This is a genomic window from Streptomyces sp. NPDC001985 (assembly GCF_040296845.1).
In the GTDB taxonomy this organism is placed as follows: Bacteria; Actinomycetota; Actinomycetes; order Streptomycetales; family Streptomycetaceae; genus Streptomyces.
Genome location: NZ_JBEOYB010000104.1, coordinates 1 through 17,677 on the forward strand (window position 1 = coordinate 1; position 17,677 = coordinate 17,677).

A 17,677-nucleotide genomic window follows, 5' to 3' on the forward strand; every position below is an offset into this window, starting at 1 on the left:
GGGCCTCCCGGTGCGGCCCCCCCGCGGGCCCGGCGGCTCCAGTTGCCCCCGCCCGCGCCCCCCCCCCCCCCCCCGCCGGGGGCGCCGGATCGGCGGACGGATCAGAAGCCGGTCCAGGTGAACGACACCCGGTCCCCGGTCCGGATCTTGAACTGGCAGCCCCCGACCGGGGTCGGGGTGCCGTTCACCGCGATGCTCCAGTAGGCACTGCCGCCGCCGCTGACGCCCTTGATCGTCTCGACGAAGAAGTCCTCGAACGAGGGGTACCAGGCGCCGTCCCAGGTGAAGTGGTGCTTGCGCGCCGCGTCGTCGAGGGCGGCGGTGGGCGTGGGAACCGCCGTCGGATGGGCTCCGCCGTTGGTGCCGTCGCACGCGTGGGTGCCACCGGTGGCGGTGGTGACGTCATGGCCCTTGGTTCTGACTCTCCCCTGGAAGAGCACCCCGTCGGGGCCGGTGACGGTCAGCCGCACCTTGACCGGGGCGTTGGTCGTGGTGGGCGCGTGGTGGGCGGTGGCGGTGGCGGGAGCGGTGGTGAGGGCGAGACCGAGGGCCGCGGCGGCGACGGCGGTACGGCGAATCAGGGTGGGGCGGCGCATGAACTGCCTTCCTGGCGTGGTCCTGGCGGTCCGCGCGGCACACCGGGGGCCCGGCTCGGGATGTGCGGGAGCCCCTCGCGGCTGTGGTCCGGCGCCGGACTCCCACCGGCTTCCCCGGGCCGTGCACACGCGCGACCGCGGCCCTGATGAGGACCAGGGCTGCCGCATGGTACGCCGCCCCGCGCCGGCCGCGCCATGGGACGCGTCCGGCGCCGCGCCGCCCAACGGCGGTGCCGTCACTCCTCGTTGACCGCGCGGGCGGCAGCCGGCCGGGGCAGCGTCCCGGAGGCCCCGGAGGACCCCGGCCGGGCGGGGCGGCACCGGCCGCTCAGAGACCCAGCCCGCTCAACCGGTCCTCGTACGCGATGGCGACGTCCTCCGGGTCCTCCGCCGGCGCCTCCCACAGGGCCTCCAGCTCCGCCTTCACGGTCGCGGGCAGGGCCTCCCAGCGCTCCGTCCACGAGTCGGCGTTCGGCACCCAGTAGCCGACGACCTTGAAACGGCCGGAGGGCAGCGACAGGGTCTTGCGGAGGTGCTTGCGCACGGAGCGCAGGGCGGTGGTCTCGCCCGCCGTCCAGAGGTAGGTCCCCGTCAGATCGCTGTCCTCGGGCAGTGCCGTGGTGACCAGCTCCGCGAGCCGGCTCGGGGAGTGCCCGTTGCCGCCGTAGGTCCAGGTGACCTTGGTGCCCGGGTGGGTCGGGAGGGGCTGTACGGACGCCTCGTCCGGGACTTCGAGGATCACCCTGGTGGCGACGGAGTCCGGGGTGTTCTCCAGAATCCGGGCGACGGCGGGCAGCCCGGTCTGGTCCGCGATCAGGATCTGGCGGGCCAGGTCGGCGGGCGGGTCGTAGAGCGCGGTGGGGGAGTTGAGACCCACCGGGTCACCGGGGCGGGCCGCCGCGGCCCAGGTGGCCGCCACCCCGTGGTCGTGCAGGACGAAGTCGATATCGATCTCGGCGCGTTCGGGCCGCACCGCGCGGATGGTGTAGGTCCGCATCGGGGCGGTCGGGCGGCCCTCGGGGGTCTCCCAGCTCCCGTCCGCCGCGACCGGCAGGGAGAGGTCGAGCCGGTCGGGTCCGTGCGGGAAGAACAGCCGGACGTACTCGTCGCCGACGCCCGTGGAGACGAAGTCCGGCAGATCCCCGCCGGTCAGGGTCACCCGGACCATGGTCGCGGTGAGGGGCGTGACCCGGGCCACGGTGGCGCGGTAGATCTCCATGGTTCAGTGCTCCTTGTCGGTTGCCGCGCCGCTGCCGGGCACCGGCGCGCTGTTCTGGTCGGCGTGGGGTTCCGGCTCTGCCCGCGCGCCGTCGGCGCGGCGGACGCGGCCGGTGTGGTTGGTGTGTTCTCTGTGGTCGGTGTGGCTGGTGTGGTCGGTGTGGTCGGTGTACGCCCGCCACAGTGCCGCGTACTCGCCCCCCGAGGCCAGCAGCGCCCGGTGGGTGCCCTGCTCGGCCACCCGGCCGTCCTTCAGGAGGACGACGAGGTCGCAGCCGAGCGCCTGCTCCAGCCGGTGGGCGACGATCACACTCGTCCGGTCGCGGGTGACCCGTTCGAGAGCGGCGCCGAGGGCCGCCCGGCTCTCGGGGCCCGACTCCGCGGTGGGCTCGTCGAGGACGAGGACGGGAGGGTCCGCCAGCAGCGCGCGGGCCAGCGCCAGATGCTGGACCGCCCCGTCGTCCAGGGCCGCGCCGTCCGGACCGCCGATGACCGCGTCGAGCCCCCGGCCCGGCTCCAGCGCCCAGTCGGCCCCCGTCTCCCGCAGCGCCGCGACCAGTTCGGCGTCGGTGGCGCCCGGCCTGGCCAGCCGGAGGTTGTCGGCGAGCGTGCCGCCGAAGAGATGGATCTCCTGGGTGACGAGATACCGGGGCCCGTCCTCCGGCTCCGCGCCGACCGTGATCCGCCCCCGGTCCGGCCGCCCCACCCCGGCGACGAGCCGCGCCAGGGTGCTCTTGCCCGAACCGCTGGCGCCGACCAGGGCGACGGTCGCGCCGCCGGGCACGGTGAGGGTGATGTCGCGCAGCGCCGCGCGGGCCGCGCCGCCATAGGTGAGGGAGACCCCGGTGACGGCGATCGCCGGGGCCGGCCGCGCCCGGGGCGCGGACCGAGGGTCCGCGCCCCCGGGCCGGGCGAGGTCCGTGACCCCGACCAGCCGGGCCAGGCCCACCGTCGCGCGCTGGATGTCGTCGAGACTGGTCAGCAGCAGCCCCACCGGCCCGAACAGCCGGTGGAAGTAGAGGGCCGCCGCCGTGGCCGTCCCCAGGGTGATGGCACCCCGGCCGAGCAGCGCGTACCCGGTGGCCAGGACGGCCGCCAGGCCCAGGAACTCGGCGGTGTTCAGCAGACCGAAGAAGCCGTTGCGCAGCCGCACCCCGTCCCGCTGCCGCGCGATGGCCCGCTCGCCGCGCTCGTCCAGCTCCGCCAGATGCGTCCCCTGGGTGCGGTACGCCCGGATGGTCTCGGCGCCCCGCACCGCCTCGATCACGGTCTGCCCGCGCGCGGACTCCAGCCGCCGGATGTCCCCGTACACCCGGTGCGAACGGGCGAGGAAGCGGCGGGTGGCGTACCAGTGGAGCGGGAGGCAGACCAGCCCCGCGAGGGCCAGCCGGGGGTCGAGGACGGCGAGGCCCGCCACGGTCAGGACGATGGTGAGGCCCGCGCCGGTGATGTCGGGCAGCACCCCCGACGCGGCCTCGGAGACGGCCTCGACATCGCCCGTGACCCGGGAGACCGCGTCGGAGCTGCCGGTGGATTCCAGGGTGTCGGCGGGCAGCCGTACCGCCGCGTCGAAGACCTCCTCGCGGAGACCGGCCAGGGTGTCCTGGACCAGGCCGACCAGCATCCGGCCGCCGAGGAGGGTGAGCACGGCACCGGTCAGCGAGACGCCGGCGAGGGCCGCGCCGAGGGCGGTCACCCGGCCGCGCCCCGACTGGTCGACGACCGCGTCGACCACCGCGCCGAGCAGCGGCGGGGCGGTCAGCGACACGGCCGTGCCCGCCAGCAGGGCGAGCAGGGTCACCGTCAGCCGCCCGCGCCGGCGGGCCAGCCGGCGGACCACCTCGCGGCGGGTACGGCCCGGGGTGGCGACGGGGAGCCGGGGGCGGCCCGTCGCGGGGTCGGGGGCGGGCGTGGTCACGGGAGGACTCCGTTCGGTTCGTGGTCCCGGGGGCCTTCGGCGCCGGGGTCCGCGCCGCCGGCGCCGGCCGTCTCCCCGAGGTCGATCACCCGGTCGCAGGCGGAGAGCAGAATGCGGCTCGATGTGATGACGACGGTGGTGCCCGGGCCCGGGAGTCCGCCCAGTCCGTGGGCGATCCGCCGCTCGGTCACCGGGTCGACCGCCGTCGTCGGCTCGTCCAGAACGACCACGGGGGTCCCCGCGTGCAGCGCCCGGGCGAGCAGCAGCCGCTGCCGCTGGCCGCCGGAGAGCCTGCGGCCCCGCTCGCCGATGTCCGCCTCCTCGCCGCCGATGTGCTCCAGTACGTCGTCCAGCGCCGCGGCCCGGATCACCCGGGGGTCGGGGGTGCCGCCCGGCGGGGTGAGATTGGCGCGCAGGGTGCCGGAGAAGAGGGTGCCCTGATGGGGCGGGGCCGCGATATGGGCGCGGACCGCCTCGGGGCCGAGGTCCGCCGCGTCGACCCCGTCGATCAGCAGCTCGCCCCGGACCGGCGGGACCCGGCAGGCCAGCCGGTCGCTGAGGCCGCGCGCGTGCGCGGGGTGCCGGGGCACCACTCCGACCAGCGCGCCGGGCACCAGCTCGACGGGTGCGGCGAGCCCGGGCGGGTGCCAGACGGTACGCGGGCGGGGGAGGGCGCCGCCGGTGCGCGGGCCGGGTACGGACGCGCCGCCCCGCGCCGGCGGTTCGATCAGCCGGGGTCCGGCCAGCAGATCACCGATCCGCCGGGCGGAGGCCCGCTTGTGCGCCCAGTTGGAGGCGAAGGTTCCGATGTGCGCGAGAGCGCCCTGGAGGAACTGGGCGAGGCCGAGCACGGTCACGAGCTGCCCGATGGTGAGCTGCCCGTCCAGGGCCAGCAGGCCCGACGCGGTGGCCAGCCCGGCGAGGAAGACCCCGGAGAGCAGCTGGCTGAGGGCCGAGTAGCCGAGGACGGCGCGCGCGGCGGCGACCGCGCCCCGCTTGGACGCGTCGCTCGCGGCCCGGTAGCGGTCGGCGGCCTCCGCCTGGGCGTGCATCCCGGCCAGCACCCGCAGCCCGCCGATCATGTCCGTGGCGACCTCCCCGGCACGGGCGGCGGAGCCCTGTTCGGCCAGGCCCCGGGCCTCCAGCGGCATCGCGAGCCGCCGCATCAGCAGCAGGACCAGCACCGTGCTGACGATCACCCCGAGCGCGAGCGGGACGGAGATGAGCAGCAGCGCTGCGGAGGCGGTGAGGATCGCGGTGACCGTGGCGGCCTGCTCGACCACGCTCCAGGAGACCCCCGCGACCCGGTAGGTGTCGGAGGTGACCAGGGACAGGGCCTCGCCGGGACCGGGGCGCCGGCGCAGCCCGTGGGGGTCGAGCAGCCGGGCCATGGCGAGCCGGCGCAGCGCGTGCTCCGCGTAGCCGTAGACGCCGACCATCGCCGTCGAGGCCCGCTGGTACGACAGCGACAGGACCAGGAACACCCCGCCGAGCACCGCGAGCCAGCGGAGCAGGGCGGCCGGGTCGCCGGGCTCCAGCGCCCGGTCGATGACGACGCCGATGAGGATCGGCACCAGCGCCTCGCAGAGCTGGTGGAGCATGAACGCGAGGGTGGTCAGTCCGAGGCGCGGCCCGCGTCCGCCGCGCAGCAGCGCGATCCTGAAGAGCTGTCCGGGTCCGGCTCCGGCCGGTGCCCGGCTCACGGGGCGGTCTCCCGCCGGCGGGCCAGCGGGACCACCATCGGGGTGCCGGTCTCCGGGTCGGGCACCACCCGGCAGGGCAGCTCGAACACCTCCTGGACCAGACCGGCCGTCATGACCTCGGCCGGCGGGCCCTCCGCGACCACCCGGCCGTCCCGCATGGCGATGAGATGGGTCGCGTACCGGGCGGCGTGGTTGAGGTCGTGCAGGACCGCGACGAGGGTGCGGCCCGAGCGGTGCAGATCCGTGAAGAGCTCCAGCAGCTCGATCTGGTGGGCGATGTCGAGGAAGGTCGTCGGCTCGTCGAGGAGCAGGACCGGGGTCTCCTGGGCGAGCACCATGGCGACCCAGACGCGCTGGCGCTGCCCGCCGGAGAGTTCGTCGACGAGCCGTCCGGAGAGTCCGGTGACGGAGGTCGCCGCCATCGCGGCGGCCACCGCGCGCTCGTCGTCGGCCGTCCACTGCCGGGTCATCCTCTGGTGCGGATAGCGGCCCCGGGCGACCAGCTCGGCGACGCCGATGCCGTCGGGGGAGAGCGAGGTCTGCGGCAGCAGCCCGAGGCGGCGCGCCACCTCCCTGGAGCGGTAGTCGGCGATGGACCGGCCGTCCAGCAGGACCTGCCCGGCGGTGGGCGCCAGCAGCCGGGCGACCGCGCGCAGCAGGGTGGACTTGCCGCAGGCGTTGGGACCGATGACGGCGGTGAAGGAGCCCTCCGGTATCGCCAGGTCCAGATGTTCGGAGACCGGCCGCCGGGCGTAGCCGAAGGTCGCGTCCCGCACCTCCAGCCTGGCGGGCGGCGCGGGCGGCGCCTTCACGGGGGCGGGGCGGTGCGGCCCGGGGCGGTCGGTCTTCGGCGGCATCAGGGGTCCTCGGGAGGGCGGCGGGGCGGGGTTCATCGGCGGGTCGCGTACTGGCGGGCGAGCAGCCAGGCGAGATAGGCCCCGCCGACGCAGACGGTCACCACCCCCACCGGGAGATCGAGCCGCTGGGCGGTGAAGTCGGCGGCGGTCAGCACCAGCGCCCCGGTGAGCGCGGCGGGCAGGACGCGCAGCGTGGTGGAGCCCCTGGTCAGCCGCTGGGCGATCTGCGGGGCGGCCAGCGCGATGAACGCGATCGGGCCGACGGCGGCGGTCACCAGCGCGGTGAGCGCGACCCCGACGACGGTCCCCGCGAGCCGGGCGCGCCGCGAGCGCACGCCGAGGGCCACCGCCGCGTCGTCGCCCATCTCCAGCTGGACCAGCGGCCGGACGACGGCGACGGAGCAGAGCAGCAGGACGGCGAAGACGGCGGCGGTGGGCCCCAGCTCCCCGAACCCCAGTCCGCTGAGCGACCCCGCCGCCCAGGTCGCCGCCAGCATCGCCTGCTGCGGGCTGACGGAGAGCAGCAGCATCGAGGTCAGCGAGCTGAGACCGGCGCCGACGGCGATTCCGACGATGATGAGCCGGAACGGGTGCAGCCCCTGGCGGTAGGCCAGCAGATACACCACCACGGCGGCGACGGCCCCGCCGGTCAGCGAGCCGGCGGCGATCGCCGGGTGGTTGGCGGTGCCGAGGAAGAGCATCACGGCGCTGGCCCCGGCGTACGAGCCGGAGGAGAAGCCGATGATGTCCGGCGAGCCGAGCGGGTTCCTGGTCAGGGACTGGAAGATCGCTCCGCTGATGGCCAGCGCGGCGCCGCAGACCAGCGCGAGGAGCAGCCTCGGCAGCCGCCAGTCCACCACGATGAGCCGGGCGCGGCGGTCCGACTCCGGGTCCACGAGCGCGGTGACGACCTGGGCGGGGGTCAGCGGGATGGAGCCGGTGCCGAGGGTCAGGACACCGAGGACCAGGGTGGCGGCGGCGAGCACGGCACAGACCAGGACCGTGCGGCGGTCCACGCGCAGTGCGGTGCCCAGCCGCCGGAAGGTCCAGAAGGGACGCCCGAAGTCGACGCGCGCGGGGGGCTCCCCGGCGGCCGGGGCCTGCCCGGGGGCCGGGGTGGCGGTGGAGGGCACGGCGGGTCCGGCTCTCCGGGTCGAGGGGGTGTTCACAGTCCGCTCACATTCCGGCGCCGGACGAGCGCGATCAGGACGGGGGCGCCCACCAGCGCGGTGACCAGGCCCACCCGCAGCTCCCCGGACGGCAGGACCACCCGGCCGACGATGTCGGCGGCCAGCAGGAAGGCGGGGGCGACCACGAGGGTGAGCGGGAGAATCCAGCGCTGGTCGGGTCCGGTGAACCAGCGCACCACATGCGGCACCATCAGCCCGACGAAGGCGATGGGACCGGCGACGGCGACCCCGGTTCCGGCGAGCAGGGTGACGGCGAGGACGACACACGCCCGGGTCGTGCCGAGGCGCACCCCCAGGGCGCGGGCGCTGTCGTCGCCGAGCGCGAGGGCGTTGAGGGCGCGGGCGCTGAGGAGGCCGAGGACGATTCCGGCACCGATGAGGGGGAGGGCGACGGGGAGGATGTCGAGTCCGCGCCCGCCGATGGAGCCGACACCCCAGAAGCGCATGATGTCGAGCGTGGCCAGGCTCTTGAGGGTGAGGGCGGAGGTCAGCCCGCTGAACACGGCCGTGAGCGCCACTCCGGCGAGAGTGAGTTTCACCGGGGTCGCGCGGTCGGAACCGAGCGAGCCGAGGGTGTAGACGATCACGGTCAGCGCGAAGGCCCCGGCGAGCGCGAACCACACGAACCGGGCCGGGTCGGTGATCCCGAGCACACCGACGGCGAAGGTCACGGCGAACCCCGCGCCCGCGTTGACACCGAGGACACCGGGGTCGGCGAGCGGGTTGCGGGTGAACGCCTGGATGAGCGCCCCGCACAGTCCGAGGGCGGCTCCCACCACCAGTCCGATCACCGTGCGCGGCAGCCGCAGCTCGCGGACCATCGCGTGTTCGTCGAGGGACCCGTCGAAGTGGAACAGGGCGTCCCACACGGTGCCGGGGGCGATCGCGCGGGCGCCGACCATCAGGCTGAGAACGCTCATGGCGAGGAGCAGCGCGAGGGCGGTGAGCAGCACCAGGAGGCGGTGCCGGTGACGCGGGACCAGGCCCGTACCGGAGTACGGGCCTGGCGCGTCACGCCGTGCGGAGATGGTCTCACCGGGGGGTGATGCGGTCGTCACGGGTGATCCTCGGGTGTGGCGGTGCGGGTGCGGGCCGGGTGCGGGGCGGTTCAGGAGGCGGGGACGTCCGACCTGCCCTTGCCGGCGACCGCGTCGGCGAGCAGCGGTACGTACCGCTCCATGGCCCAGGGGATCGACAGCACCGTCGGCCCGCTGACGGCCATGCCCAGCTCAGGGGTCTGGACGAACGCGTACCGCTTCTTCTCGATGGGCTCCCAGCGCCGGAAGAGGGGGTCGTTGAGGGTGTACGGAACCTCCTTGGCCTCATAGGCCCAGCCGACGAAGACATCGGCCTTGACGGTGTCGAGCTTCTCCAGGCTGACGCCGCCGTAGAAGTTGGTCCCCTTGACCCCGTCGGTGATGACCTTCATGGAGGGGGTGTTCTCGAAGCCCATCTCGGTGAGCAGCCGGACCCTCGGGTCGTAGTCGACGTACAGTCCGGCCTCGGTGGAGCCGGGGGTGAGGGAGGTGCCGTAGGCGAAGGTCCTGCCCTTGAACCCGGGGTTCTCCCTCACCACGCCGGCGAGCACGCTCTCCGTCTCGGTGACCAGCTCCTCCGCCTTCCCGGTCTCGCCGAGGGCCTTGCCGATGGTGCGGGTCATGTCCTGCCAGCTGCCCCCGTCGAAGGGCCGCTTCCGGTAGGGGATCGTGGGCGCGATCTCGGTGAGGCGCTTGTAGTCGACATCGGAGATGCCGGAGTACAGACCGACGATCAGATCGGGGTCGAGCGAGAGGATCTGCTCGAAGTCGATCTCGCCGGAGTCGCCGTAGTTCAGGGTCTCGGGGAGTTCGCCGCCGAGCTTCTCGACCTGGGTGCGGAACCAGGGGGTGTGGCCGTCCTTGTCGCCGCCCCACTGCTTGTCGACGCCGACGGGGACGGTGCCGAGCGCCGCCACGACGTCCTGGTTCATCCAGCTCACGGCGACCACGCGCCGGGGCTTCTCGGAGATCCTGGTGGTGCCGTGGGCGTGCTCGATGCTCACCGGGAACGCCGCCGAGGACCCCTTCTCCGCCGCGCCGCCGTCCCCGTCGGACCCCGGGTCGGAGGTGCCGCAGCCCGTCAGGACGAGGGCGGCGGTCACCGCGAGGCCCGCGACGCGGGTCCAGAGCCCGGCGGGGCGGGCCGCCGGGGCGGGGGCGGACGTGGGCAGGGACATGGTTCTCCTCGGTTCTGCGCGGCGCGCGGGCGGGTGACGGCGTTCGGGGGTGAGAGCCGGCCCGGCGGTGCGGGACACGCGCGCGGTCGAGGCACGGGGCTCGCGGCCTGCCGTGCCGGAGGTTAGGTAACCCTCACTTCGGCCAAAGCTAATGAACTCCGGGGCCCCGGTGCGTCGTGTCCCGGCCAGGGTGCGTCGCGAATCGGCCAGCGTCCGGCCGTGCGGTGTCACCGGTGGAGCGCACGGGCGGCTCGGGCGGTCCGGCGGCCGGCTCGGCCGGCGCGGGTACCGAGCGCTCGCGCAGATACTCGGTCGGGCTGGCTCCGGTGACCCTGCGGAAGGCGGCGCTGAACGCGCTCGTCGCGGAGTAGCCGCAGCGGTGCGCGACCAGGTTCACCGGGTGCCCCTGGGCGAGCAGGCCCATCGCGGCGGACATCCGCACCAGGGAGCGCCAGCGGGTGAACGACATCCCGGTGTCCTGGCTGAACACCCGGGTGACCGTCCGCACGCTCAGCGCGTGCCGCGCGGCCCACTCCTCCAGCGAGCGGTCGCTGTACGGGTCGCGCAGGACGTCCTCCGCGAGGGCGTGGATGCGCCAGTCCGCCGGGACGGGCACCTCCAGGACGGGGAGCGGGTCGTCCTGGAGCATCTCCAGGATGACCCGCTGGGTGCGCAGTCGCAGGTCGTCGCGCATCGGGGTCGCGTCGAGGTGGAGCAGCATCTCCTGGAGCGCCCGCCCCACCTTCACCGCCCTCGGCGACGTCCAGGTCACCGGGCTCGCCGACCGCGCCACATAGGTGTAGCAGCCGACGCCGCTGGGGTCCGCGGTGGAGGCGTGCGGGGTGCCGGGTGGCACCCACAGCCCCTGCCCGGGCACCAGCCGCCGCACTCCGCTCGGGGTGTGGAGCGTCATGGACCCGGCGTGCGGCCACACCAGGAGCCCGTCGGTGTGGGTGTGCGCCCCGGTGAACAGCGGCCCCATGGGCTCGCTGCCGTCGAAGACCGCGGTGGTCAGCAGATAGGGGGAGGGCACCTCCGCCCCGCCGATCACCGGCGCGGACCACCGCGGCGGGACCGCCTGGACGTGGTCACGACCGGAGACATGGGCAACCGACATGCGGTTAGGTTAGCCTAACCTCCGCCTGGCCCATCGGGCGGGTCGGAATGGTGTGTTCCGCCGCCTGCCCGCCCGCCTCGCGGGCCCCGCCCGGCCGCCTCGCGGGCCCGCCTCGCGCGCCCCGGCCGCCCCGCCTCGCGCGCCGTGGCGCCGGGTCACCTCGGCGCGAGGATCGCCGACAGGCCGAACTCGAAGCGCTCGCCGAACGACTCCGCGTCGAGATGCCCCAGGACGCGGTGGAGAGCGGGGTGGGCGGTCCCGGACACCTCCCGCGCGAGGCGGCCGTCCAGGGGCTCCCGGGCCGCCGCCTGTTCCTCCTGGGTGAGGCCGAGGGTGAAGTAGACGATCGTCCAGGTCGTCCAGGCGGCGTCGCGCTCGCTCAGGCCGCCGTCCAGCAGCGCGCCCACCAGGGCGTCGGCGAAGCGCAGGGTGTGGGGTTCGGCGGTGTGGGTGCCGACCACCAGGGCCGCGCCGTCGCGGCGGCCGAGCAGGGCGCGGCGGAACCGGCGGGCCAGGACGCGGACGCGGTCCTGCCAGGGCGCCGGGAGGCCGTCGAGCCCGGCCTCGCCGATGACGGCGTCCGCCATCAGCTCCAGCATCCGGGCCTTGGTCTTCACATGCCACAGAACGGTGTTCATCCGTACGCCGAGCCGGTCGGCCACCGCCCGCGTGGAGAGGGCGTCCAGGCCCTTCTCGTCCAGCAGCTCCAGTGCGGCGCTGATCACCGCGGCGGGGTCGAGCCTCGGGCCTCGGGCCTCGGACGCTTGCGCATTGGTCATTGACCTAGTTTACTGCGCGGACGGTATTGGTCACTGACCTAGGAGGGGTTTTCATGGATCAGCGGATCGTCATCGCCGGAGGGGGGCCGGTCGGGCTCTGGCTCGCCGCCGAACTGCGGCTGGGGGGAGTCCCCGTCACCGTCGTGGAGGAGCGCACCGGCATCGACCAGCGCTCCAAGGCCCTCACCATCCACCCCCGCACCCTGGAGATCCTCGCCTCCCGCGCCGCCCACCGGCCCTTCCTCGACGAGGGCCTGCCCATCCCGGGCGGTCACTTCGGCCTGCTCGACCAGCGGCTCGACTTCCGCGCGCTGGACACCCCGTACCCGTACACCCTCGCCCTGCCCCAGGCCCGTACCGAACAGCTCCTGGAGGAGCGCGCGCTCGCGCTCGGCGCGCGGATCGTGCGCGGCCACCGCGTCACGGGGTTCACCGGGCACACCGGCTCCGTGACCGCGCGCATCGAGGGGACGGACGGGCCGTACGACCTCCCGGCGGCGTACATCGTGGGCTGCGACGGCACCCGCAGCGCGGTGCGCGCCGCCGCTGGCATCGACTTCCCCGGCACCCCCTCCACCGTCCTCGGCTGGCTCGGCGATGTCACCCTCGACTCCCCGCCCCGGCCGGGCTTCAGCACCTTCGGGCTCAGCGGAGGGGTGATCGTCGCGCCGCTCTCCCCCGGGCGGCACCGGGTCGTCGGCGTCAGCCCGGACGGTCTGACCACCCGGTGGCCCGGCGAGCTCACCCTGGAGGAGCTGCGGTCCAGGACCCGCGCCATCGCGGGCGAGGACTTCGGGATGCGCGACCCGCTCTGGCTCTCCCGCTTCGGCAACGCCACCCGGCTCGCCGACCGGTACCGCGAGGGCCGGGCCCTGCTCGCCGGGGACGCCGCCCACCAGCACTTCCCGACCGGAGGCGTCGGGATGAACGTCGGCATCCAGGACGCGCACAACCTCGGCTGGAAGCTCGCCGCCACCGTGCGCGGCCGGGCCCCCGACGGCCTGCTCGACACCTACCACGCCGAACGCCGGCCCATCGGCGCCCAACTGATCGCGCACAGCCGCGCCCAGACCGCCCTCACGGCCGGATTCACCCCCGAGGGCATCGCCCTGCGCTCCCTGCTAAGCGAGTTGATCGCCACCCAGCCGGCCCTCAACGACGCCCTGGCCGAACGCCTCACCGGGCTCGGCGTCACCTACCCGGCCCCGGACCCGGCCGCCCATCCGCTCACCGGCACCCGCGCCCCCGATCTGGCCTTCACCGGCTCCGGCGACGGCCTCTTCGCCCAACTGCGCCCGGCCGGCCACCTCCTGCTCGACCTGACCGGCACCGGCGCCCTCACGGACCGCGCCCGCCCGGGCCTCACCGTGCGCGCGGCGACCCTCGACCGGCCCCCGGCCGGCTGGGCCGGTGTGCGCGCCGCCCTCATCCGCCCCGACGGACATGTCGCCTGGGCGGACACCGACGGCGACGACACCGCCCTGGCCGCCGCCGCGGACCGGCTGCCGGTGCGCTGAGACGGGTCCGGACGGTCCCCGGGCCCGTTCCCGTGCCGGCCGGCCCTGCCCGGCGCGGTCACACCGGGTGCGCCGCGGCCTGCTCCCGCAGGGCCCGGACCAGCGTCGCGAGATGGGGCCGGTCCCGGCGGCGGCCGATCGCCGCCACCCCGATGTGCCGTACCGGGCCCGGCTCCTGGATCGGCACGGTGCACACCCCCGGCGCGCGCGGGACCAGCGCGATGGAGGGGATCAGGGAGATGCCCATGCCCGCGGCGACCAGCGAGCGCGCGAAGAAGTAGTCCGTCGTGGTGCCGCGTATCTCCGGGTCGAACCCGGCCCGCTCGGCGTAGCGCCGCAGATACGCCTCCGTCCTGAGGCAGCCGAGCACCCAGGGCTCGGCCGCCAGTTCGGTGATGCCCAGCGCGGCCCGGCCCGCCAGCGGGTGTCCCGAGGGCAGGACGACCCGCACTGGGTCGTCCAGGAGCGCGGTCCACTCCACGGTGGAGTGGAGGCCGGGCAGCGGACCGTCGAAGTGGTAGGCGAGCGCGAGGTCGACGGCGCCCCGGCGGACCAGCGGCAGGCTCTCCTCCGGCTCGGCCTCCCGCACATGGAGCACCGTGTCGGGGTGGGCGGCGGTCAGCCGGGCGAGGGCGCCGGGGAGCAGCAGTCTGCCGCCGCTGGTGAACGTGGCGACCGTGAGCCGGGTGCGGCCCGTTCCGAGCCGGTCCACCTGCCGCTTCGCGTCCTCCAGCTCCGCGGCGACCGACTCCGCCGCGCCGACCATGATCCGGCCGGCCCGGGTGAGGGTGACCCCCCGGGTGCTGCGGGCCACGACCTGGGCGCCGAGACCGCGCTCCAGCGCGGCCACGTGCTGGGAGACGGCCGAGGGGGTGAGACGGAGCGCCGCCGCGGCCCGGCTGAAGCTGCCGTGCTCCGCCACGGCGCGCAGGACGCGGAGCCGCTGCACATCGATCAACAGTTCTCCTTAACGCGCCGTCAGTGAGGAGGCACTTCCGCTGATGACAGTAGATCTCCCAGGATGGTCCGCATGCAAAGAATCTGCGTCATCGGCGGAAGCCGCTACATCGGTGTACTCCTGGTCCAGCGCCTGCTGGCCGCCGGGCACCGGGTCACTCTGGTCAACCGGGGCTCCTTCCCCGCGCCCCCCGGTGTCGAGCACCTCGTGGCCGACCGCGACGACGAGTCCGCCCTCGCCGCCGCCCTCGGTTCCCGCACCTTCGACGCCGTCATCGACCAGTTCTGCTACTCCCCGGTGCAGGCCGCCGCGGCGGTCCGCGTCTTCGGGGGCCGTACCCCCCGGTACGTCATGACCTCCACGATCGAGGTCTACAACCCCGCCACCGCCGAACTGCCCGCCGTCCCGCACGGCACACCGCTGCCGGAGAGCCGGGTGGACCCCGCGGACTGGCCGGTGCGGATGGATCTGCCCTGGCACGACGCGGAGTACCTCGACGCGCACTACTCCGAGGGGAAGCGCCAGGCCGAGGCCGTCCTCACCCGGGAGGCGGGGTTCGCGTTCGCCTCCGTGCGCGCCGCCCATGTGCTCGGCGGCGGCGCCCGGGACTTCACCGGCCGGCTGGCGCACTACATCGAACGCGTCACCCGGGGCACGGAGATAACCGTGCACGCGGAGCCGAAGCCCTCGGTCTTCATCCACTGCGGCGAGCTGGCGGATCTGCTGCTGTGGGCCACCGCGGCCGGCGACTTCACCGGCCCGGTCAACGCCTGCTCCGACGGCCTGCTCGATGTGTACGACCTGACCGCAGCGATCGCCGCGCAGACCGGCCGCCGGCCCCGGTACCGCACGGCCGCCCCCGGGGAGGAGGCGTCGCCGTACTCCTTCGACCGCCACTACGCCATGAGCAACACCCGTGCGAGGGAACTGGGTTTCCCGCTCTCCCGCACCACCGACTGGCTGCCGGGCGCGGTGGCCGAGGCCCTGGACGGGCTCACGGCGGCGCCCGGCCGGCCGGGGAACTGAACACACCGGCCGCGCCCTTGTCCACCGGGCGGTCCCGCCGGGGGACCGGGCCCGCCCGGACGGCCCGCGCGCACGCGGCGCGGCCCCCTGGTGGCCGCCGCCGTGGCGACCGTGCTGCGGACGGCCCGCGCTCACGCGGCGCGGCCACGGGTCGCCGCCCCGCACCCCGCGCGCCGGGGCCGGTTCAGCCGGTGAGCCGGGCCTCCAGTCCGTCGAGCACCCGGTCGAGCCCGTAGGAGAAGGCGTCGTCCCGGATCTGCCGGGGGTCCGCGTCCCGCCGGGCGGATGCGCCCTCCCGCAGCCCCGGGTCCTGCCGCGAGGCCGCGTCGAGGGCGGGCCGCAGCCCCTCCACCCACTCCCGCTCGGTTCTGCCGCTGCGGGCGATCAGCGAGAGATACGCGGCCTCGGAGGTCGCGATCCCGATGACGTACGCCGTGAGCGTCCCCACGGCCTGGTCCCTCTCCTGGGGCGGGAACCCGGCGGCCTCGAAGTGGGCGAGCATCCCCGAGGACATCCGCAGCGCGTTCGGGCCGATGTGGATCAGGCCGACCTGGCCGAGTTCGGGGGCCATCCAGGGGTGGCGCAGGGTCATCGCCCGCAGCTCGGCGGCGATCCGGGTGACGGACTCCCGCCACCGGGCGCGGTCGGTGGCGGCCGGCGGGTCCAGCTCGCCGTAGACCTCGTCCACGGCCAGCTGGATCAGCTCGTCCCGGTTGGCCACATGCCGGTAGAGGGAGGTGGCCGCGGTGTTCAGCCGGCCGCCGAGTCCGCGCATGGTGAGCGCCTCGATGCCCTCCAGATCCAGCAGTTCGATCGCGGCGGCCACGATGTGTTCGCGGGTCAGCTGCTCCCGCTGCGGACGGCGCGGACGCGTCCACACCGATTCACTGGGTTTCCCGTCGGCCGGCATACGCCCCTCGCTCCCGCTCGTTCTCTGACCTCCCCATCGTAGCGGACGACGTACGCATCTTGCGTACAGCGTTCTGCCGTGCGTACAGTGTGCGCATCGAGAGAGCGTCGTACGCATCGAAGGGGAGCGGACATGCCGAAGAACGTGAGCCGGGACGGACAGGACGGCCGGACCGCCGGGGGTGCGCGGGGGGCCCGGGAATCCGCGGGCCGTCAGCCGGATCTCGCCCACTGGCAGGCCCGTCTCGACGCGCTCTGCGCCGAGCACCACGTCCCGGGAGCGTCGCTCGCGCTCCTCGTGGACGGGACCGTCCACGAAGTGGCCCGCGGGGTGCTGCACCGCGGCACGGGCGTGGAGGCGACCACCGACTCGGTCTTCCAGATGGGCTCGATCGCCAAGGTCTACACGGCGACCCTGATCATGCGGCTCGCCGAAGCGGGTGAACTGGACCTGGACGCCCCGGTCGTGGAGGTGCTGCCGGAGTTCTCGGTCGCGGACCCCGAGGCGAACAGGGAGATCACCATACGCCGGCTGCTCAGCCACACCGGCGGACTCACCTGCGACTTCACCCATGACAGCGGACGCGGTGACGACTGCCTCGCCCGCTATGTGGAGGCCGCGCGGGGCGTGGCGCTCGACTGCCCGCCCGGCACCGCCATCTCCTACAGCAGCGTCGGCTACAACGTGCTCGGCCGGATCGTCGAGGTGGTGACCGGCAGGGTCTGGGACCAGGCGCTGCGGGAACTGCTCCTCACCCCGCTCGGTCTCACCCACACCATGACGCTGCCCGAGGAGGCGCTGCGGTTCCGCGCCGCGATGGGCCACCTCGGGGCCCCGGGCCAGGACCCGGACCCGGCGCCGCGGTGGGACCTGATGCCGCGCTCGGCCGGACCCTACGGCAGGGTCATCGCCACCGCCGGGGACCTCGCCCGGCTCGCGCGGATGCATCTGGCCGGCGGCGTGGCCGAGGACGGCACCCGTGTGCTGTCCCGGGAGACGGTCGCGCTGATGCAGCGCCGGGTGGTGGACTGCCCCGACAAGTGGACGGTCAGCTCCGACGGCTGGGGCCTGGGCTGGACCCTCTACGACTGGAACGGCGTCCAGGGGTACGGACACGACGGCGCCTCGATCGGACAGTACGGCTATCTGCGCGTGGTGCCGTCGGCGGGCGTCGCGGTCGCGCTGCTCACCAACGGCGGCGGAGCGCGGGAGGTGTACGCGGCGCTCTTCCGCGAACTCCTCGCCGAACTCGCCGGGGTGACCATGCCGGAGCCCTTCGCCCCGCCGGCCCGGCCGCCCGCCGTCGACTTCGCGCCGCTGGTCGGCACGTACCGGCGCGAGGGTGTGGTCATCACCGTCACCGAGCGGGACGGCGCGGGGCACGCGCGCTACGCGTTCGTCGACGGCATGAAGGACTTCTCCGAACCCCTGGAGATCGATCTGCTGCCGGTGACCGGGACGGTGTTCGCCGGTACGGGGGTGGGCGCGGCGTTCAGCGAGGACTACATGCCCGTGGTCTTCTCCACGCTGCCCGACGGCACGGGCTGTGTCTACATCGGCATGCGCTGCGGCCCCAAGGTCGCGTAGGCCGTCTCTCCCGGATCGTGCCGGGCTGGCGAGCCCCGGCACCGCCCGGGCTCGCGAGCCCCGGCACCGCCCGGGCTCGCGTGCCC

At 74.9% G+C, this 17,677-nt stretch carries 15 protein-coding genes; 3 read left to right on the forward strand and 12 right to left on the reverse strand.

Annotation, left to right across the window (positions count from 1 at the left end):
- Positions 1-101 precede the first annotated feature (101 nt).
- From ABT122_RS30640 to ABT122_RS30685, 10 genes are all read right to left on the reverse strand, one after another.
- Entirely contained in the window at positions 102-596 is a 495-nt protein-coding gene (locus tag ABT122_RS30640) for a DUF4430 domain-containing protein (RefSeq protein ID WP_351558916.1), read from the reverse strand.
- Between the two features lie 328 nt (positions 597-924).
- The gene (locus ABT122_RS30645) at positions 925-1,815 is read right to left on the reverse strand and encodes a siderophore-interacting protein (RefSeq protein ID WP_351558917.1); all 891 of its coding nucleotides are present in this window, start codon (positions 1,813-1,815) and stop codon (positions 925-927) included.
- A 3-nt stretch (positions 1,816-1,818) separates the two neighbouring features.
- The gene (locus ABT122_RS30650; RefSeq protein ID WP_351558919.1) at positions 1,819-3,732 is read right to left on the reverse strand and encodes an ABC transporter ATP-binding protein; all 1,914 of its coding nucleotides are present in this window, start codon (positions 3,730-3,732) and stop codon (positions 1,819-1,821) included.
- Positions 3,729-5,435 carry an ABC transporter transmembrane domain-containing protein gene (locus tag ABT122_RS30655; protein ID WP_351558921.1) on the reverse strand — a complete coding sequence of 569 codons (1,707 nt, stop codon included), beginning with the start codon at positions 5,433-5,435 and terminating at the stop codon, positions 3,729-3,731. Before ABT122_RS30655 ends, ABT122_RS30650 begins: the two co-directional genes overlap by 4 nt.
- Complete coding sequence (locus ABT122_RS30660) at positions 5,432-6,292, reverse strand: ABC transporter ATP-binding protein (RefSeq protein ID WP_351558923.1); 861 nt, start codon at positions 6,290-6,292, stop codon at positions 5,432-5,434. The genes ABT122_RS30655 and ABT122_RS30660 overlap by 4 nt, the downstream gene beginning before the upstream one ends.
- Positions 6,293-6,324: 32 nt before the next feature.
- Complete coding sequence (locus ABT122_RS30665) at positions 6,325-7,461, reverse strand: FecCD family ABC transporter permease (RefSeq protein WP_351558925.1); 1,137 nt, start codon at positions 7,459-7,461, stop codon at positions 6,325-6,327.
- Positions 7,458-8,540 (reverse strand): FecCD family ABC transporter permease, encoded by a 1,083-nt coding sequence (locus ABT122_RS30670; protein ID WP_351558927.1) that lies wholly within the window; start codon positions 8,538-8,540, stop codon positions 7,458-7,460. The genes ABT122_RS30665 and ABT122_RS30670 overlap by 4 nt, the downstream gene beginning before the upstream one ends.
- Before the next feature lie 50 nt (positions 8,541-8,590).
- Positions 8,591-9,697 carry an iron-siderophore ABC transporter substrate-binding protein gene (locus tag ABT122_RS30675; protein ID WP_351558929.1) on the reverse strand — a complete coding sequence of 369 codons (1,107 nt, stop codon included), beginning with the start codon at positions 9,695-9,697 and terminating at the stop codon, positions 8,591-8,593.
- A gap of 148 nt (positions 9,698-9,845) precedes the next feature.
- Positions 9,846-10,814, reverse strand: a complete 969-nt coding sequence (locus ABT122_RS30680; RefSeq protein WP_351558930.1) for a helix-turn-helix domain-containing protein — start codon at positions 10,812-10,814, stop codon at positions 9,846-9,848.
- A 155-nt stretch (positions 10,815-10,969) separates the two neighbouring features.
- On the reverse strand, positions 10,970-11,593 hold the full coding sequence (locus tag ABT122_RS30685) for a TetR/AcrR family transcriptional regulator C-terminal domain-containing protein (protein WP_351558932.1): 624 nt from the start codon (positions 11,591-11,593) through the stop codon (positions 10,970-10,972).
- A 53-nt stretch (positions 11,594-11,646) separates the two neighbouring features.
- Here ABT122_RS30685 and ABT122_RS30690 point away from each other — a divergent pair, with 53 nt between their 5' ends.
- Positions 11,647-13,110, forward strand: a complete 1,464-nt coding sequence (locus tag ABT122_RS30690; protein WP_351558934.1) for an FAD-dependent monooxygenase — start codon at positions 11,647-11,649, stop codon at positions 13,108-13,110.
- 58 nt (positions 13,111-13,168) lie between these two features.
- Here the strand turns inward: ABT122_RS30690 and ABT122_RS30695 are convergent, their stop codons facing one another.
- A complete protein-coding gene (locus tag ABT122_RS30695) occupies positions 13,169-14,068 on the reverse strand; it encodes a LysR family transcriptional regulator (protein ID WP_351558936.1) in 900 nt (299 codons plus the stop codon).
- A gap of 72 nt (positions 14,069-14,140) precedes the next feature.
- Here ABT122_RS30695 and ABT122_RS30700 point away from each other — a divergent pair, with 72 nt between their 5' ends.
- Positions 14,141-15,094, forward strand: coding sequence for an NAD-dependent epimerase/dehydratase family protein (locus tag ABT122_RS30700; RefSeq protein ID WP_351558938.1), 954 nt, complete (start codon positions 14,141-14,143; stop codon positions 15,092-15,094).
- Between the two features lie 184 nt (positions 15,095-15,278).
- Here the strand turns inward: ABT122_RS30700 and ABT122_RS30705 are convergent, their stop codons facing one another.
- Complete coding sequence (locus tag ABT122_RS30705) at positions 15,279-16,004, reverse strand: TetR/AcrR family transcriptional regulator (RefSeq protein WP_351558939.1); 726 nt, start codon at positions 16,002-16,004, stop codon at positions 15,279-15,281.
- Positions 16,005-16,136: 132 nt separating this feature from the next.
- On the opposite strand from ABT122_RS30705, the gene ABT122_RS30710 reads away from it, so the two are divergent.
- The gene (locus tag ABT122_RS30710; protein WP_351558941.1) at positions 16,137-17,591 is read left to right on the forward strand and encodes a serine hydrolase domain-containing protein; all 1,455 of its coding nucleotides are present in this window, start codon (positions 16,137-16,139) and stop codon (positions 17,589-17,591) included.
- The last annotated feature ends 86 nt before the right edge of the window (positions 17,592-17,677 follow it).

Excerpts from the sequence above, each read along its gene's own strand:
- ABT122_RS30640 (WP_351558916.1), bottom strand. The coding sequence starts at position 596 with ATGCGCCGCCCCACCCTGATTCGCCGTACCGCCGTCGCCGCCGCGGCC.
- ABT122_RS30645 (WP_351558917.1), bottom strand. The coding sequence starts at position 1,815 with ATGGAGATCTACCGCGCCACCGTGGCCCGGGTCACGCCCCTCACCGCG.
- ABT122_RS30660 (WP_351558923.1), bottom strand. The coding sequence starts at position 6,292 with ATGCCGCCGAAGACCGACCGCCCCGGGCCGCACCGCCCCGCCCCCGTG.
- ABT122_RS30675 (WP_351558929.1), bottom strand. The coding sequence starts at position 9,697 with ATGTCCCTGCCCACGTCCGCCCCCGCCCCGGCGGCCCGCCCCGCCGGG.
- ABT122_RS30680 (WP_351558930.1), bottom strand. The coding sequence starts at position 10,814 with ATGTCGGTTGCCCATGTCTCCGGTCGTGACCACGTCCAGGCGGTCCCG.
- ABT122_RS30685 (WP_351558932.1), bottom strand. The coding sequence starts at position 11,593 with ATGACCAATGCGCAAGCGTCCGAGGCCCGAGGCCCGAGGCTCGACCCC.
- ABT122_RS30690 (WP_351558934.1), top strand. The coding sequence starts at position 11,647 with ATGGATCAGCGGATCGTCATCGCCGGAGGGGGGCCGGTCGGGCTCTGG.
- ABT122_RS30700 (WP_351558938.1), top strand. The coding sequence starts at position 14,141 with ATGCAAAGAATCTGCGTCATCGGCGGAAGCCGCTACATCGGTGTACTC.
- ABT122_RS30705 (WP_351558939.1), bottom strand. The coding sequence starts at position 16,004 with ATGCCGGCCGACGGGAAACCCAGTGAATCGGTGTGGACGCGTCCGCGC.
- ABT122_RS30710 (WP_351558941.1), top strand. The coding sequence starts at position 16,137 with ATGCCGAAGAACGTGAGCCGGGACGGACAGGACGGCCGGACCGCCGGG.